The organism is Methylophaga sp. (genome assembly GCF_030651745.1).
Map to the genome: position 1 here is coordinate 16207 of NZ_JAUSCC010000028.1, position 16357 is coordinate 32563.

The 16357-nt window shown below is 46.0% G+C and carries 16 protein-coding genes; 4 read left to right on the forward strand and 12 right to left on the reverse strand.

Going from position 1 to position 16357, the window contains the following annotated elements:
* Positions 1 to 27: 27 nt before the first annotated feature.
* A complete protein-coding gene (locus Q7V21_RS03155) occupies positions 28 to 1071 on the reverse strand; it encodes a porin (RefSeq protein ID WP_304915890.1) in 1044 nt (347 codons plus the stop codon).
* A 371-nt stretch (positions 1072 to 1442) separates the two neighbouring features.
* On the opposite strand from Q7V21_RS03155, the gene Q7V21_RS03160 reads away from it, so the two are divergent.
* The gene (locus tag Q7V21_RS03160) at positions 1443 to 2360 is read left to right on the forward strand and encodes a LysR family transcriptional regulator (protein ID WP_304915891.1); all 918 of its coding nucleotides are present in this window, start codon (positions 1443 to 1445) and stop codon (positions 2358 to 2360) included.
* A gap of 87 nt (positions 2361 to 2447) precedes the next feature.
* Complete coding sequence (locus tag Q7V21_RS03165) at positions 2448 to 3854, forward strand: sensor domain-containing diguanylate cyclase (RefSeq protein ID WP_304915892.1); 1407 nt, start codon at positions 2448 to 2450, stop codon at positions 3852 to 3854.
* Here the strand turns inward: Q7V21_RS03165 and gloA are convergent.
* The 7 genes from gloA to rpmH form a co-directional block, all read right to left on the reverse strand.
* Positions 3808 to 4362 (reverse strand): lactoylglutathione lyase, encoded by a 555-nt coding sequence (gene gloA, locus Q7V21_RS03170; RefSeq protein WP_304915893.1) that lies wholly within the window; start codon positions 4360 to 4362, stop codon positions 3808 to 3810. The genes Q7V21_RS03165 and gloA overlap by 47 nt on opposite strands.
* 22 nt (positions 4363 to 4384) lie before the next feature.
* Positions 4385 to 5338 (reverse strand): magnesium/cobalt transporter CorA, encoded by a 954-nt coding sequence (corA, locus tag Q7V21_RS03175; RefSeq protein ID WP_304915894.1) that lies wholly within the window; start codon positions 5336 to 5338, stop codon positions 4385 to 4387.
* A gap of 402 nt (positions 5339 to 5740) precedes the next feature.
* Positions 5741 to 7099, reverse strand: coding sequence for a tRNA uridine-5-carboxymethylaminomethyl(34) synthesis GTPase MnmE (gene mnmE / locus Q7V21_RS03180; RefSeq protein WP_304915895.1), 1359 nt, complete (start codon positions 7097 to 7099; stop codon positions 5741 to 5743).
* Between the two features lie 35 nt (positions 7100 to 7134).
* Complete coding sequence (gene yidC, locus Q7V21_RS03185) at positions 7135 to 8778, reverse strand: membrane protein insertase YidC (RefSeq protein ID WP_304915896.1); 1644 nt, start codon at positions 8776 to 8778, stop codon at positions 7135 to 7137.
* Positions 8771 to 9007 (reverse strand): membrane protein insertion efficiency factor YidD, encoded by a 237-nt coding sequence (yidD, locus tag Q7V21_RS03190; RefSeq protein ID WP_304915897.1) that lies wholly within the window; start codon positions 9005 to 9007, stop codon positions 8771 to 8773. The genes yidC and yidD overlap by 8 nt, the downstream gene beginning before the upstream one ends.
* Positions 8992 to 9324 (reverse strand): ribonuclease P protein component, encoded by a 333-nt coding sequence (rnpA, locus tag Q7V21_RS03195; RefSeq protein ID WP_069294773.1) that lies wholly within the window; start codon positions 9322 to 9324, stop codon positions 8992 to 8994. The genes yidD and rnpA overlap by 16 nt, the downstream gene beginning before the upstream one ends.
* Before the next feature lie 49 nt (positions 9325 to 9373).
* The gene (gene rpmH, locus Q7V21_RS03200; protein ID WP_036311011.1) at positions 9374 to 9508 is read right to left on the reverse strand and encodes a 50S ribosomal protein L34; all 135 of its coding nucleotides are present in this window, start codon (positions 9506 to 9508) and stop codon (positions 9374 to 9376) included.
* A 268-nt stretch (positions 9509 to 9776) separates the two neighbouring features.
* Between rpmH and dnaA the strand changes: the two genes are divergently transcribed.
* Positions 9777 to 11144, forward strand: a complete 1368-nt coding sequence (dnaA, locus tag Q7V21_RS03205; protein WP_304915898.1) for a chromosomal replication initiator protein DnaA — start codon at positions 9777 to 9779, stop codon at positions 11142 to 11144.
* A gap of 14 nt (positions 11145 to 11158) precedes the next feature.
* Positions 11159 to 12262: a DNA polymerase III subunit beta gene (gene dnaN, locus Q7V21_RS03210; protein WP_304915899.1), complete on the forward strand. Its 1104-nt coding sequence runs from the start codon at positions 11159 to 11161 to the stop codon at positions 12260 to 12262.
* A 58-nt stretch (positions 12263 to 12320) separates the two neighbouring features.
* Here the strand turns inward: dnaN and Q7V21_RS03215 are convergent, their stop codons facing one another.
* Genes Q7V21_RS03215 through hemC form a run of 4 tightly spaced genes read right to left on the reverse strand, consistent with a single transcriptional unit; the run spans position 12321 to position 16233 of the window.
* Positions 12321 to 13523 (reverse strand): heme biosynthesis HemY N-terminal domain-containing protein, encoded by a 1203-nt coding sequence (locus Q7V21_RS03215; protein ID WP_304915900.1) that lies wholly within the window; start codon positions 13521 to 13523, stop codon positions 12321 to 12323.
* The gene (locus tag Q7V21_RS03220) at positions 13520 to 14557 is read right to left on the reverse strand and encodes a uroporphyrinogen-III C-methyltransferase (RefSeq protein WP_304915901.1); all 1038 of its coding nucleotides are present in this window, start codon (positions 14555 to 14557) and stop codon (positions 13520 to 13522) included. Before Q7V21_RS03220 ends, Q7V21_RS03215 begins: the two co-directional genes overlap by 4 nt.
* Positions 14547 to 15314 (reverse strand): uroporphyrinogen-III synthase, encoded by a 768-nt coding sequence (locus Q7V21_RS03225; protein WP_304915902.1) that lies wholly within the window; start codon positions 15312 to 15314, stop codon positions 14547 to 14549. Before Q7V21_RS03225 ends, Q7V21_RS03220 begins: the two co-directional genes overlap by 11 nt.
* On the reverse strand, positions 15301 to 16233 hold the full coding sequence (gene hemC / locus Q7V21_RS03230) for a hydroxymethylbilane synthase (protein ID WP_304915903.1): 933 nt from the start codon (positions 16231 to 16233) through the stop codon (positions 15301 to 15303). The genes Q7V21_RS03225 and hemC overlap by 14 nt, the downstream gene beginning before the upstream one ends.
* Positions 16234 to 16357 lie beyond the last annotated feature (124 nt).

Consider the following 16357-nt stretch of genomic DNA (forward strand, 5'->3'; position numbering starts at 1 on the left):
TAAACTCGCTCCAGCTGGAGCGAGTTTTTACATATTCAGGTCGTAACGAAATCCCAACAGAAATAGCTTACCTCCGCTGATATTTGCATCAAAACCATCAAGTCCTGCTTGTTTTTTCGTTATCGCGGCGGTTTCCTGCTCTTGGTAAAACTCAGCAAATAATCGAAAATCCTCATTTATTCGATGATCGATTCCCAGATGAATAATAGCTTCACCATAAGATTCAACATTGGCAAGCATGATTTTGTAGATGTTTTTACCATGAGAATAAGCACTGTATAAATTAACAGCCTGAGCCTTATCTCCATAAAAACTGTTGGGATTGTCGGTATCGGTAATTTCGTATTTAACTGCCCATGACCATGGACCTTTCGCATGAGAAAGCGTCATGCCATACAGTATGTCTTTGTAGCCACTGGCATTACCGCGATCATCCATGCCGATAGCAAGACGCATTGCATCGGTTAACTGATAGCTTACTACCGCTTGGATACGGCGGTCATCAATCCTTGAGGGTGAGCGAATATTGCCATGACCCGTCGAATAGGAACCTCCAAAGGTAAAGCCTTTCAGCATGGGGCTTTCATAAGCGAGTGTTTCTTTCACACGAAAAGTTGTATAGGTGGCAAAACCGCTGTAAAAACTGCTGAACTGATCAACTGGAAACGTAATGGCGTTGTAATAAGGCATCCATTGTTGCCCTATCGTTATTGTTCCGACCTGACTGTTCAGCCCAATGAGACCAACGCGAATATTTTCAGCTTTTTCACGCCCGACTCCACCTTGATCATATGAGTCGCGAAAGCGAAAGTTAGCGCTATCAAAGGGCAACTCCAACTGGGTGAATAATGATGTGTTTTCAGAAAACGTATACGCTGCATGAAAACCGACTCGAGAATAAGCATCACGCAAACTGCGATAGGCTGACATAGTTTGCTGATTATCAGGGGCCACCATTTCCGCCTGCATCCTGATCGAACTATAGAGGTTGTAGCTAAAGGCTGACTCATCAGCGTGAACTGTCGCCGAGATTGCCAAATTCATCCATAACATCTTCGTTAAGATTCGCATCACTCTTCTCCTTGTTATCAGAGTGTGGCGATTTAAATGTTATGTGGCAAATGACCGCGGCCGAATTTAGCTTTATTCAGACAAAAAAAACCCGGCGTACTTGGCAGTAGCACCGGGAAAGGGCAAACAAACAATAAATCGAAAACGGTTTCATACGACTCGCGTATAGGAAAGTAACGACGTTAATCCTTTCTTAACCAACCGAAGATTAAGCTACACATTAAATATGTGAATCAGCGATCCAGAGGTGGTGAATATCCTTTTTATTCACTACAATGTGACTCATCAAATGCAAATGATATTGCTTATTATTTACATTGAAAAGCATTTATTTCTCAACAACACGTTGCAAAAATCTGAACAGGACTATTATGAAAAATCGTGCAGTTTTGCCAGATATGAGAGCCGTGAGCGCCTTTATTGAAATAATCCGCTCAGGCAGTTTAACGTTTACCGCCGAACAACTGGATATCCCAAAATCAACCTTAAGTCGACGTATTACCCAACTTGAGGAACGTGTAGGCCAAAAATTACTGCGTCGTGAATCAAACCGGCTGATACCTACTCAGGCAGGTCAATTATTTGCTGATTATTGCCAGCAATTTATTGATCTGGCTCAGCAAAGCCAGTTGGCCTTGGATGCTCTGCAGATGGAAGTAAGTGGAGAGCTCAACTTTACGTTTCATAACGCCTTTAGTTGCAGCTGGCTTAGCGACAAAGTGGAAACATTGATGGCCGAGCATCCTAAATTACATCTCAAAATGCGAACCGGCTTTAGTTTGCCACATGCTACCGAGGGAGAATCCGTCACCTTATGGCTGGGAAAAGTCAGTGATAACGGTTTACGCCATGAATGTCTGGGCCAGCTTAGCCAAGGTATTTATGCCAGCCCTAACTATTTGCAACAGGCTGCTGAAATCACCCATCCCCGCCAGTTAATCGAACATGAGTGGATTGACACCCTTGACCAATCAATACACGAATTACCATTAACCCATCCAGAGGAAAAACCGTTTAAATTGCCAGTAAGACCATCGCGCATGTCCGCTGATCAGTTTATGATGCAGGCCGATGCTGTTGCCCGTGGTAAAGGGTTGGGCTTTTATCCGGATTGGTTGGCTGAACTGAAATTAACCAACGAACCGCATACGCTAAAAAGATGCTTACCAGAATGGAATGGACCGAGCTTACCCATTTGGTTAATGTATCCCCATGGGCATTTATCACGTCGAACCAGAGTGTTTATTGAGCATCTGAAAGCCGATCTTCCTGCCGCCTGGAATAATTGAACATATCTGTTTTAAGTCATTTAAATGCTTGAAGCCATTACTGCATCAGCCTATTATTGAATTAACATTCAATGGTGTTATTCAAGCATGAAGCAAAATTCATCAGATGGACCACAATCTTCACCTATCCTAAACGGCAACCAGTTACTCGATCATTTACGTGCAGTTTCTCCTTATTTACCAGGTTTTATCTATCAGCTTTGCTTAAAGCCTGATGGCAAATTTCAGTACACCTATACCAGTTTGCAATTAGAAGCATTGTTTGGTGTAACCCATGAACAGGTTGCCGAAGATGCTTCGTTGTTATTGAAAATGATCCATCCGGATGATTATCAGCGTGTCATCAACGAAAGTATTGAATGTGCCGAGACGGCTAGTGCGTGGCACAGTGAATTTCGAATGCTTCTCAAAAATGGCCAAACTATCTGGATAGAGGCCTATGACACGCCATTAAGGGAAACTGACGGCACCATCGTCTGGACCGGCTATGGCAATGACATTACCCAACGCAAAAACTATGAAACAGCACTAGCTGAGAGCGAGAATAAGTTTCGCGCTTTTGTTGAAAATGCCAATGACATCATCTATTCACTCTCGTCTGATGGCATTTTGACCTATGCCTCACCCAACTGGACAGAAATTCTGGGACATCCGCTGAGTGATGTCATTGGCAAATCAATTGAACAGTTTATTCATCCAGATGATGTATCTGCCTGCAATGGCTTTTTACAGCAAGTATGGCATAGCCAACAAAAACGCAGTGGTATTGAATATCGGATAAAACACTTTAATGGCCACTGGTGCTGGCACCGCAGCAACGCATCGCCTTTATTTAACAAACAAGGTGAAGTGAATTCCTATACCGGGATCGCCAGAGATATAACTGAACATAAACTGATGATGCAGCGCATGTCGCATATGGCCCTTCACGACACCCTGACAGGACTGCCCAACCGTGCCAGTTTTACCGAACATCTTAATCAGGCAATTGTGCTAAGCCAGCGGGAACAACAAGCTTTGGCGGTATTGTTTCTGGATTTGGATAATTTCAAACCCGTTAATGACCAATATGGACACGCCATCGGTGATTTATTGTTGCAACAAGTTGCCAATCGGATCCGCCAATGCCTGCGTGATGCTGATGTAGTCGGCCGCATTGGCGGCGATGAATTTGTCGTGTTATTACGAAATGTTCATCATGTAGCCAATGCCCAGCAAACTGCAGAAAAAATCTGTGAATGTCTGAGCATCGCTTATGAAGTAGATGGCAAAATCCTGCATGTTGGCGTCAGTATTGGTATCGCTTTATATCCACTGCATGGCAGCAACGCCATGCAGTTAGTACGTTATGCGGATGAAGCCATGTATGAAGCGAAAAAACTACCTGACCGTATTCAGGTTTTTGCCAGCCCACCACTTGGTTTGGGTTCTAATAGGCAGGAAGAGTCTACGCCAGATGATCTTTCAGCAAAGTCGGTTGACGGTCAGCAGTGAAAATTTCAATCCAGTAACCATCTGGATCCTGAATAAAGGCGATGCCCTTCATCTTGCCATCATTGGGACGTTTTACAAACGGTACGCCAAACGCTTCAAAACGTTCACAGGCGGCATCAATATCCGGCACCGCAAAACCAATATGGCCAAAACCTCGCGGCTCACTATTGCCGTTATGGTAAGCCAGTTCTTCTTTGTCTTCATCACCCCAGTTATGGGTTAATTCGAGCATAGCTGGTCGAGCAAAGGTTTGCTTGATACGCTCATCATTATCTTCGGACCAGTCCTGACGTTGCTCAGGCGAAATAGCTGCCATGAAATACAAGGTGAACTGCATTTCCGGAAAATCAAAGCGTTTGATTAAGGTCATGCCCATCACTTCAGAATAAAACTTCAGTGTTCGCTTTGGATCCTTAATGCGAAACATGGTCTGATTGAATACATAATCATGGGTCGCCGGATCATGTTGTTCGCTCAAACCTTCTGCTTTATCAAAATGTCGACTCATCTGTCTTACTCCTATGAAATTTTTACAACCAGCCTTTACGTTTGAAATAAAGATAAGGTGCCATGCCCGCCGCGACCATCAAACCAATGGCAAATGGATAACCAAAGCTCCATTCCAGCTCCGGCATATATTTAAAGTTCATCCCGTAAACACTGGCAATTAATGTCGGTGGCAGAAACACCACGGCGGCAATCGAGAAGGTTTTAATGATCTGTGCTTGCTGAATATTGATAAAACCCTGGGTGGAGTCCATCAAGAAATTTATCTTGTCGAATAGGAAAGTCGTATGTGACATCAATGTCTCTAAATCTCGCAATATTTCGTATAAGGTTTCGCGAGAAGATCCCGGATCGCGTAAATGACGCAATAAAAAAGAAATATCACGCTGAGTATCCATCAAACAAAGACGGATCTTTCCGTTACTGTCTTCAAGGCGTGCCAGTTGACTGATGGCATCTTCCAGATCGGCACTTTCATCTTCTAAAACCAGATGACTGACCCGCTCCAACTGACGGTGGATATCTTCCAGATTATCGGCATGATTCTCGACTTTTTGTTCCAGCAGCGTAATCAATAAATCGGTGGGCGTCTCACAACTAACCTGACCACGGCGGGCACGCATCCTTAACAGGCGAAAATCACTTAATTCACCATCACGAATCGCAATCAATCTATCTTGCTGCAGAATAAATGCGACTGAAACTGTATGGTGCCGCCCTTCTGAATAGCCCAGAAATAAAGAATGCACATGCAGACCGTCTTGATCGGTAAAACAACGGGCCGATGCTTCAATTTCCTCGACATCATCTACATCAGGTACCTCATCACTGAATAAGGTAGCCAACAACGCTCGCTCCTCATCATCTGGCTCTAACGCATCAATCCAGTCTGCTTCCTTTAAATGATGTGCTAACTCCTCTCTTTCGACCTTGATCTCTTTAATTAAGCCATGAGCAATTTTGTATAGGCGTAGCATGCCGGCTCCTAATTTATTGGGTTTCGCATGAGGGATTTTTTAAAACATTGTAACGTAATGATAGCTTCATACCGCAAAGGCTATGACATTTCAGTGGCAATTCAATGACAGAGCTATGTCAGACTGACCGGAATATTGCTATCTGTAGCGAATCAGATTGCAGATCAACCTCCCTGATTCCGGCAAACCATACATTCATATTAGTGGCACGAGGTCACCACAAGGGCCCATTGTTGAAATTTAGATCAAGGTCTGAAAATTTCACCCACTAATAAACTATATAACCCGTTATTCGCTTCTAGATGAGGTGAAGATGTTTGCTTTAGACTTCTCTCCATACAAACACAATTTTGTACAACTAAAGAAAATTTTGGCGAGCAATATGCTCGGAGGTTTCACTCATCATTTGCCGATACAAAAACTGGAAAAGATCTGGTCCAGCAAGTCTTCGGTGGTGAAAGTTCCGGTAATTTCACCCAGTGCTGTTTGAGCTATGCGCAACTCTTCAGCAAGTAATTCTCCAGCTCCCATTCCCGTCAAACAGTTATAGCCATTCTCAATCGCTTGCTGGGCACGTTGTAAAGCATCCAAGTGTCGGCGACGCGCCATAAAGACACCTTCCTCCTCCGGATGAAAGCCCACCACTTCGCACAAATGCTGGGTTAACAACGCCATACCATCGCCATTTTTGGCTGACAGATATATAACATTCAGATTGTTTTCAATGGTTATAGCTGGAGCATGGCCACTTTGATCAATTTTATTGCGAATCAAAGTAACCGATTTATCTGCCGGTAATGCTGCAAGAATCTTTTCATCCTGCTCGGTCATTCCCAACTTATCATCAATCAACAGCAGAATATGATCAGCCTGGGCCAACTCATTTTGCGTACGGCGAATACCTTCCAGCTCAACAATGTCATCGGTGGCATCATGCAAACCCGCTGTATCGGAAATACGTAACGGCAAACCACCCAAATGGATTTGCTCACGTAAAACATCACGGGTGGTGCCTGCGACTTCAGTGACAATGGCTGCATCATGCCCAGCGAGACGATTATGCAAACTGGATTTGCCGGCATTGGGTTGTCCGGCTAACACCACACTGATGCCTTCGCGCAATAATCGACCTTGACGAGCGCTGCCTTGTATACCAGCCAATATTGCCAACAATTGCTGCAGCTGTTTATCAACCTGTGCTTCACCAAGAAAATCAATTTCTTCATCCGCAAAGTCAATTGACGCTTCGACAAACATGCGTAAATGGGTCAATTCCAGCAAAAAGTCGTTCACTTTTTTGGAAAACTCACCCTGCAAGGAACGCATCGCACTGCGTGCCGCCTGTTCGGTAGAGCTCTCAATCAAATCGGCAACTGCTTCTGCCTGAGCCAAATCCATTTTGCCATTGAGAAAGGCTCGCTCAGAAAACTCTCCAGGACGCGCCATCCGAGCACCGAGTTCAATTGCTCGCTGACAAAGCCTGTCCATCACCAGCGGACTGCCATGCCCTTGCAGCTCGATAACGTGTTCACCGGTAAATGAGGCAGGAGCAGCAAAATAAAGCGCAATACCGCTATCGATGATCTCTTTATCAGCAGCACGAAAATGGGTGAATTTAGCCTGACGGGGTTGAGCCAGTTTGCCGCAGATTTGCTCCGCAATCTGAGCACTTTTCGGACCAGATAAACGCACAACACCGACACCACCGCGTCCGGGCGCAGTGGCAACGGCAACGATGGTATCGGTGAAGGTTTCAGTCATCAGTAACGCTGTTTACTTATAGGTAACAACGGCTATTACAGCGCACCCATTTTACGAGTGATATACCACTGCTGGGCAATCGACAGGATGTTGTTGACCAACCAGTAAAGCACCAGACCCGATGGGAAGAAGGCAAAGAACACGGTAAAGATGATCGGGAATACCTTCATCATCATCGCTTGTGCCGGATCTTGTGGCGCTGGATTCAGCTTTTGCTGGAACCACATGGTCAGACCAAACAAAACCGGCAACACAAAATAAGGATCAATCGCGGTCAAGTCATTCAACCAGAAAATAAAGTCGGCCTGGCGTAACTCAATACTTTCCACTAATACCCAGTAGAAGGCCAAAAATACCGGCATTTGCACCAGGATCGGTAAACAACCTCCAAGCGGATTGATTTTCTCGGTGCGATATAAATCCATCATTGCCTGATTGAATTTCTGCTTATCATCACCGTAACGTTCTTTCAGACTGGCCAATTTTGGTGTCAACTTGCGCATCGATGCCATTGAACGATAACTGGCAGCAGACAGTTTATAAAACACCAGTTTGATCAAAAGAGTCAGTAAAACAATTGACCAACCCCAGTTGCCGGTCAATTTATGCAACCAGTCCATAACGATAAATAATGGCTTGGAGATGATGGTCAGAATACCGTAATCAACGGTCAGATCCAGATTCTCTGCAACTTGTTCCAGACGTTTGTGTTCTTTAGGTCCCAGATAAACTTTGTAAGAGGTCTGAGCCTGCTGGCCGTCTTCCGCAATAATGACCGGGAAGCGGATACCTGCAGTGTAATTAGTATTGTTGATCGATTTACCATACAGGCTGATTTCCAGTGGTTTACTCTCTGGAATAAATGCCGCCACAAAATAATGCTGGATCATCGCTGCCCAACCACCGTTTACATCACGGCGGAAATCATTTTTATTCAAATCCTTGAAAGCCACTTTCTCATATTCATTACCTTCACTGGAAAACACTGCGCCAGTATAGGTGTAGATAAAAAAGCTATCGTCTTTCGCTTCATTACGATTGAATTGGGCATATGGATACGCGGCAAAGCGTTCTCCAGTTTGGTTTTCAACCTGATAATCCACATTCACCAGATAGCTGTCACGGCTGAAAGTGTAGGTCTTGATAACCGTCAGACCGTTATCTGACTCCCAGCGTAAAGGAATGCTCACACTATCGGCATTGTCTGCCAGGGTGTATTCGCTTTGCTCTGCAGTATAGATTTCATAATGCGTTGGGGCGGGGCCTTCAGCACGCAAACCGGATTGGGTAACAAAGAAATGATCGCGACCATCATTTAAAAACTGGACTGGCTGATCCGGTAAATTCACATCAACCGGGTATTTCAACAACGCCAGTTTGCGGATGTCCGCACCGCGCAAATCAATCATCGCGTCAATCACATCAGTTTTGACCCTGACCTGACTGGTTGAACTTGCTGTAGCTGGGTCACTGTCCGGCAAGGCAGGTAGCCCGTCAGCAGAAACAGCAACAGGCAATTCAGGTAGGTCATCTTGACGGTCAGCTGCAGCCGATGTTCCGGTTGTATCCGCTTGAGTGGCGACTTGTTGTGGACGCACATAGTCATTTTGCCAGGCTTCCCATAACAACAGAGAAACAATTAACAGGCCAAAAATAAACAGAGTTCTGAGGTTATCCATTGTGTTTTTTTGTCTTTAGTTCAGGAACAGGATCCACGCCGCCGGCGTGCCAAGGATGACAGCGTGAGAGTCGGCGTAAACCGAGCCACACACCACGAAGCGAGCCATGCGTTTGAATGGCTTCAATCATATATTGGGAGCAAGTAGGTTGGAAACGGCAGTGCATGCCCATGAACGGGCTTAATAAAAAGCGATACGCGCGAACAAAAGCGATCAGGATGTTTGCCATTGTGCCACCACGGTTAACCAATGTCGCTCCAATGCTGCCCATAATTGCGATGAATCCCGCTGACTGATATCAGGACGTGATAACACCACAATATCGATATTGGATAAAGCTGATTGATGCTGCCGGAAAGACTCCCGGATGATCCGCTTTACCCGGTTACGTTGACTGGCCAGCTTAAGATGCTTCTTTGCGATTGCCAGTCCCAGTCGAGGATGCCCGACCGAGTTTTCAACGCTCAGTATCGTCAGACCACCGCCACCAGTGCGCTTTCCCTGACGAAAAACCCGGGTAAAATCTCCCGGGCTATTCATTTTCATGGCTCGGCTGAATGTGGCCAAGTCATGCACCCTCTGCGAACAGAGAGAATTAAACAGAAAGTTTTGCGCGGCCTTTGGCTCTACGGGCGTTAATAACACGACGGCCACCGACAGTTTTCATGCGTGCGCGGAAACCATGAGTACGTTTGCGCTTCAGATTACTAGGCTGAAAAGTTCTTTTCATTTCACCAACTCCAGGAATAACAATGGTTTTGCAGCCGGTAAGCGTCTCTCGAACGGAAACAGCCGGGGCAAAAGACATGGGATTATAGGGTTTGCAGGCATAACAAGTCAAACCGCATTCACCTTAACGACTGACATTATTTTACTTGCCAAACGACCTGCATGCAGATAACTTTAGAAGCCCTGCCTATCACGCTATACTATCGCCTACGAAAGCCTGCAGTTGTCAGTCTGTTTACTTTAAACCATATATTAGTCAAGGAGTTGCTGTGTCTTCACCCCTTTGGGAAAAATGCCTATCCCATCTTGAAGGTGATCTTTCGGCACAACAGCTGAACACTTGGTTACGCCCTCTTCAAGCCATTGAAACCGAAGACAGTCTGCGCCTGTTGGCACCAAATCCGTATGTTAAAGCCTGGGTGCATGAACAGCTGGAACAACAGATAAATGCGCTGCTTAAAGGTTTAACTAACGGCAATATCAGTAAATTTGAGATTGAAGTTGGCACCAAAGATTCGATTTCCGCTGAAAAAACCAAACGCCGCGTCAAAACTACTGATAAAGCTCCTGCTGATCCCTCTTCAACCTCTGAAAGTGATCCTACGCCGGCCATCGGTAGTCCGATGAATCCATTATTTACCTTTGATAATTACGTTGAAGGTAAATCCAACCAAATTGCGCGGGCTGCATCATTACATGTCGCTGAAGCGCCTGGCACTTCGGGTTACAACCCCTTATTCCTGTATGGTGGGACCGGACTGGGTAAAACCCATTTGATGCTTGCTGTTGGTAATAAAATTCGGCAGAACAACCCGAAAGCTCGGGTAATTTACCTTTCCTCTGAACGCTTTGTGCAGGACATGATCACCGCCTTACGCAATAACGCCATTGATCAGTTTAAAGCCCATTATCGTAGTGCCGATGCGTTATTAATTGATGACATTCAGTTTTTTGCTAAAAAAGAACGTTCTCAGGAAGAGTTCTTCTATACCTTTAACAGCTTGCTGGAAGGTCAACGGCAGATCATTCTGACCTGTGACCGCTTCCCCAAAGAAGTGGAAAACTTGGATGAGCGGTTGCAATCCCGATTGGGCTGGGGTCTGACCATTGCCATTGAACCACCCGAACTGGAAACCCGCGTGGCGATTTTGATCAAAAAAGCGCAACAAAACCTCATTACCCTACCGGACGATGTGGCCTTTTTTATCGCTAAACGTATTAAATCAAATGTGCGTGATCTGGAAGGCGCCTTGCAACGGGTTATGGCATTCTCACGGTTTACCAACCAGCCGCTGTCAATTGATATGGCGCAGGATGCATTAAAGGATCTGCTGGCGTTGCATCAAAAACTGGTAACACTGGAAAGTATTCAGAAAACTGTTGCAGAATATTTCAAAATACGGGTATCAGATTTGCTGGCTAAAAAACGCACGCGTTCTGTTGCCCGTCCAAGACAAATAGCAATGGCGCTGGCAAAAGAACTCACCAGTCACAGCTTGCCAGAAATCGGTGAAGCTTTTGGTGGACGCGATCACACCACCGTTCTGCATGCTTGTCGTAAAGTAGTGGAACTGAAAGAAACCGATAGCCGCATCGCGGAAGATTACCGAAATTTACTTCGTACTTTGTCGAGTTAGCTGAGAGAGACATCATGCAATTTACAGTAAGCCAAGACATTATTGCCCGTCCCTTACAACTGGTGTGCAGCATCGTAGAGCGACGCTCAACCTTACCAATTCTGTCCAACATTCTATTACGTTGTCACGGTCAGCAACTGACCATGACCAGTACCGATATGGAACTGGAAATGATTGCAACTGTGCCAGTGGCAGTCGAACAGGAAGGTGAAACCACCGTCTCTGCCCGCAAATTACTGGATATTGTGCGCGCCTTACCCGCCAATGCCACTATCAGCTTTCAGGCAGAAGACAATAAATCACTGGTTCGTGCCGGTAAAAGTCGTTTCTCACTTGCTACCCTTCCAGCTGCAGATTTTCCGGATAGTGAAGGGGCCAATTACCTGGATCAGCTGACCGTTCCACAATCAGCGTTAAAAGATTTGCTGGATGAAACCAGTTTTGCCATGGCCAGTCAGGATGTACGTTATTACTTGAACGGCTTATTGCTGGAACGCGAAGACAATGTATTACGTGCAGTGGCGACAGATGGTCACCGATTGGCGTTAGGCAGCATTGAAACCGCCGAAAAAGCCAATGAAAAGCACAGTGTCATTGTGCCGCGTAAAGCAATTTTGGAATTGGGTCGTTTATTAGGTGATGTCGCCGACGACGTAACCTTGGCAATCAGCCCACAACAGCTGAAAGTTGAGCTGCCTGATATGCATTTCACTTCCAAGTTAATTGATGGTCAATTTCCTAACTACGAACGGGTATTACCGGTCGGTGGGGATAAACAAGTGATCGCTGAGCGTGATGAGCTTAAACAGGCCTTATCACGTGCATCTATTCTGGCTAATGATAAACACCGCAGCGTCAAACTGAACCTGAGCAGTAATCTGCTCAAAGCCACCGTCACCAATCAGGAACAGGAATCTGCCGAGGAAGAACTGGCGGTGGAATACAGCGGACCGGATCTGGAGATTGCTTTTAATAACGCTTATTTACTGGATTTGCTCAATGCTATTCCAGACACCAAAGTAAAACTACTGTTTACCGATGAAAACAGTAGTGCGTTGATTACTCCAAATGATCCGAAGTTCACCCGGCAGTACGTAGTTATGCCGATGCGGCTTTAATTATTTCGTTCATAAAAAAACGGCGCTATAAGCGCCGTTTTTTTATTGCAGGAAATCTTTAAATCACTTTATTCGGATTGTTCTGCAACATCACATCCAGCCCTTGTTTGTATGTATTTGCAGCCGCATCACGTTTGTCCTGGGCCATTAATACTTCGGCAAGCGCCTGATAGGTTTCGCCTCGTGGCCCGTGTTCAATACTGGCTCGCAAATAAGCTTCTGCTTTTGCCCATAACTTATTCGCCTGGGCGAGTCTTCCCAGAGTCAGTAATAACCATGGATTTTCTTCCCGTTGCTTAAGCCATTTTTCTGCCGTAGCCAGTCGTTTTAATAAGTCACCCTGCAAAATTTTACCGTACTGATAAATCAGCGCATCACTCCAGTTTTTACGGAGATACTCTTCAATCATTTCCATCGCCTGCTGCTGTTCCCCCTGTAGCAACAAACCATTGATATAGGTTTTGATCACCTGTTCGGATTGTCTGATTTTCGCCGGAGATTGCAGCCAGATCTGCTCCATTCGCTGCCATTCCTGTCTGATTAATGCATTTTGTAACTGTCCGACCGTCGCTTCAGCTGATAAGGCATTGGCGGAATTGGCATCCAAGACATGGCGTTTGCGTAAATCCGGTAACACTGACTGTACTTCCTGCCATTGATCAGTGTCCTGATAAAGCTGTTGCAACAGTTGTAATACATATGGATGCTTGGGCGCGACTTCACGTAAATGCTGCAAGGTGGCCAGCGCCTGTTCTTTTTGTCCTGCTGAAAGCTGCAATTCTGCTTGGACTACACCGACAGCAATGTCTGCACTCGGAGTAGATTCATGAGCCAGCTTCAAATAGGAGTCGCGCCGATCCGGTGCCTGTTGTTTTTGTGCCGCCCGGGCCGCAGCCAGATAATGCAGTAATGGTGTTTCACTGTTGCCGGCATGACGAATCAGCAGTCGTTCAGCTTCCGCCCACCGCCCCTCTTCAAGTGTAATCAACCCCTTGGTCAAAGCTTTAGTCGCACGTTTGTGACGTTGGTTTTCCTGCCATAGCGACAAACGGTGTGGGGTGTTTTTTAACACAGCAAAACTGCGTAAGGTGAAATAAATCACCGTTAATAACAGCAACATCGCCACGACAAAAACAATCAATGAGGTTTCTAACGTCCACTGAGCATACTGGATCAATACAAAGCCTGGTTCAAAGTCAGCCAACCAGACAAAAATGCCGCCCAGGGCCAGAGCAAGCCCAATGATAATCAACCATTTCATGGTTCAAATCCTTTTAACCAGCGCAATGAACCGGAAATATCCGGCGTCTCAATGCTAATGGCCTGATTTTGCATATTCTGTAAACTTTCCAGCATGGCATCACGATGGTCACCAACAAAATACTGTTCCAGCCAGCTGATAGCGGATTGCAGACTTTGCTCAAACATTTTCTGGTTACCCGACAAAGCGGCAAAACGTGCGGTTTCCAATTGCAGGCGCAGATTCTGATAGAGGAAGTAGCGCTGCTCAGGCATCAATACAGCCGCAGGTGCATCCTGCTGCTGACGAATCACCACTAAAGAGCGGAGTTGTGTCCAAATTTCTGATACTGCTTCACGCCAGGCAGGTTGATCAATCCCGTCAGCTTCGGTTTCGTTGTAAAACGTCTGTTTCGGCCCGCTGACCACTCGCAGATTATCAATGGCCTTGATCAAGCCGAGCATATCGGCAGCAATGCCTGCAATATCAGTCTCCCCTGCAGCTTTAAGTGCTAATTCTTCTTCTGCAATCAATTCGCGTAACGGCTGCATCCGGTAATCGCCTATTTCACGGATTTGTTGATCCGCCAACGATAAGGCTAATTGTGCACCACTGACATCACCCGCCAATAACGCGCGTTGATTGGCAAGATTCAGCAAATATTTGATTTCAGCCAAGGCCCATTCCAACTCAATCTCGTCACTACTTAACGGTGACTGATTTTGCAGTTTCGTCAGAGCATCACCTTGTTCCAGCTGGGTTTGATTAAAAGTCGATAATTGGTCTTTTAGCTGACGTTGAGCGGAATTCAGTTGGGAAATATCAGTTTTGAGATCGGCGATTTCATCAAGCCGGCTTTCAACTTCCAGTAATTGCTGTTGCTGCTGCGATATAAGCCATAACGCGCCGGCTCCTGGCAGAGTGATCAATATCGCTACGATAATTAGTAACACTAATTTCACTGGAAAAGCGTTGTTTGGTTTTTCTGATTTTTTTGGTTCAATCTTTTGGGCCGGTTTTTTTTCCGGTTGAGGTTTGCTGCTGCTAGGCTCCATGATCTGATCCCATTTCAATTAATCGTTGAATGATTGCCTCATCACTGGCATCGAGACTGACATATACCTGCTTGAACCCTTGTTCAACGGCAAAATCCTTGATTCGTTCGCTAACAACACATAGCGGCTTTTGCACTATATGTGGACATTCAGCTGATAATAAACATAACAAATTATGCACACTACCGACGCTGGTCGCTATGAGTGAATCAGCTAGACAGGCCTGTTGTACAAGACTGGCTGATACGGATGGTAAATGTCGGCGGTAAACTTCCAGATAATCAATACTAGCACCTCTGGCCCGCAAGGTATCCGCCATCAATTCTCGACCGCCATCACCTCGTACAATCACCACATGTTGATCCTGCATTTGTTGCCATTGAGGAAGTTGCAGCAGACCTTCACTGCCATTGGATATTTCAGGAACCAACTCGACGGCCAAACCATGATGGTTAAGTGCCTGGGCCGTGCCTTCTCCGGCAGCGGCCAGCTTAATATTGTCCGGCAAATGGCCTTGAAATCCCGTCATAAAACACTCAACTGCATTACGGCTGACAAATACCAGCCAATCAGTTTGTTCCGGATGCCAAACCTGCCAGTCAATCACATCGACAGCAACAATCTCGATAACCGGAAACAGAATGACCTCACCACCCTCAGCTTCAATCAACGTAGCAAGCCCTTCAGCTTGTGCCGCAGGTCGAGTGACTAGAACTTTCTGTCCAGTTAGCCGTTGTTGTATGTCATGAACCACCATAGACCTCCGCCAGAATTTTGTCAGCGCCTTGTGTTAACAACATCTCTCCCAATGTTAAACCAAGTTGCTCAGCCTCACTGGCCTTGCCGCGAATTTCCTGTTGCAGCATCTCTGTGCCATCCGGACGGCCTACCAGACCACGCAGCCAGATATCATCACCCGTTAATATGGCATAACCACCAATCGGTACCTGACAGCCACCTTTGAGACGACGATTTAAGGCTCGTTCTGCTTTAACCGTTATCGATGTCAGCTCACAATTCAAAGGTGCAATCAGCGCATTCATGGCTTCGTCGTTAATTCGCGTTTCAATACCGAGCGCGCCTTGACCAATCGCTGGCAGGCTTTGCTCGGGAGTTAACGCGCTGCGAATACGTTTATCAAAACCCAATCTTTCCAAACCAGCTTTAGCCAGAATAATTGCATCAAAATGACCGGCATCCAGTTTGGCCAGCCGGGTATTCACATTACCGCGTAACGGCACAATGTTCAGATCTGACCGATAATGGCGCAGCTGACATTCACGGCGCAGACTGGAAGTACCCACTGTTGCGCCTTGTGGCAAATCATCAACGCTTTCAAAATGATTTGAGACAAATGCATCATGCGGATCATGGCGTTCGCAGATCACTGGTAAATGCAAACCTTCGGGAAACTCCACCGGCACATCTTTCATTGAATGCACCGCAATATCGGCTTCACCGGCCAGCATACTTTGCTCCAGCTCTTTGACAAATAAGCCTTTGCCGCCGACTTTGGCCAGTGGCGTATCAAGAATAATATCGCCCTGGGTTTTAATACGGACCAGCTCAATATTTAGATGAGGATCCAATGCCAACAGACTGTCACGAACAAATTCAGCCTGCCAGATGGCAAGTGGGCTGCGACGGGTAGCGATGCGGACGGTACGTTGACTCATGAAACAAACACCAGTTAATAATTGATAGTGTGTTCGATTCTAACATTTTCCCCTGCGGATCCACGAACAGCCGCGTTATAATGCCGTCTTTTTCTGCCAGCAATCACAGGCCCGTGCCATGACC

Excerpts from the sequence above, each read along its gene's own strand:
- Q7V21_RS03220 (WP_304915901.1), bottom strand. The coding sequence starts at position 14,557 with ATGGAGCCTAGCAGCAGCAAACCTCAACCGGAAAAAAAACCGGCCCAA.
- corA (WP_304915894.1), bottom strand. The coding sequence starts at position 5,338 with ATGCTACGCCTATACAAAATTGCTCATGGCTTAATTAAAGAGATCAAG.
- yidD (WP_304915897.1), bottom strand. The coding sequence starts at position 9,007 with ATGGCAAACATCCTGATCGCTTTTGTTCGCGCGTATCGCTTTTTATTA.
- Q7V21_RS03160 (WP_304915891.1), top strand. The coding sequence starts at position 1,443 with ATGAAAAATCGTGCAGTTTTGCCAGATATGAGAGCCGTGAGCGCCTTT.
- hemC (WP_304915903.1), bottom strand. The coding sequence starts at position 16,233 with ATGAGTCAACGTACCGTCCGCATCGCTACCCGTCGCAGCCCACTTGCC.
- rpmH (WP_036311011.1), bottom strand. The coding sequence starts at position 9,508 with ATGAAAAGAACTTTTCAGCCTAGTAATCTGAAGCGCAAACGTACTCAT.
- Q7V21_RS03225 (WP_304915902.1), bottom strand. The coding sequence starts at position 15,314 with ATGGTGGTTCATGACATACAACAACGGCTAACTGGACAGAAAGTTCTA.
- mnmE (WP_304915895.1), bottom strand. The coding sequence starts at position 7,099 with ATGACTGAAACCTTCACCGATACCATCGTTGCCGTTGCCACTGCGCCC.
- rnpA (WP_069294773.1), bottom strand. The coding sequence starts at position 9,324 with ATGAAAATGAATAGCCCGGGAGATTTTACCCGGGTTTTTCGTCAGGGA.
- Q7V21_RS03215 (WP_304915900.1), bottom strand. The coding sequence starts at position 13,523 with ATGAAATGGTTGATTATCATTGGGCTTGCTCTGGCCCTGGGCGGCATT.
- dnaN (WP_304915899.1), top strand. The coding sequence starts at position 11,159 with ATGCAATTTACAGTAAGCCAAGACATTATTGCCCGTCCCTTACAACTG.
- gloA (WP_304915893.1), bottom strand. The coding sequence starts at position 4,362 with ATGAGTCGACATTTTGATAAAGCAGAAGGTTTGAGCGAACAACATGAT.
- yidC (WP_304915896.1), bottom strand. The coding sequence starts at position 8,778 with ATGGATAACCTCAGAACTCTGTTTATTTTTGGCCTGTTAATTGTTTCT.
- Q7V21_RS03165 (WP_304915892.1), top strand. The coding sequence starts at position 2,448 with ATGAAGCAAAATTCATCAGATGGACCACAATCTTCACCTATCCTAAAC.
- Q7V21_RS03155 (WP_304915890.1), bottom strand. The coding sequence starts at position 1,071 with ATGCGAATCTTAACGAAGATGTTATGGATGAATTTGGCAATCTCGGCG.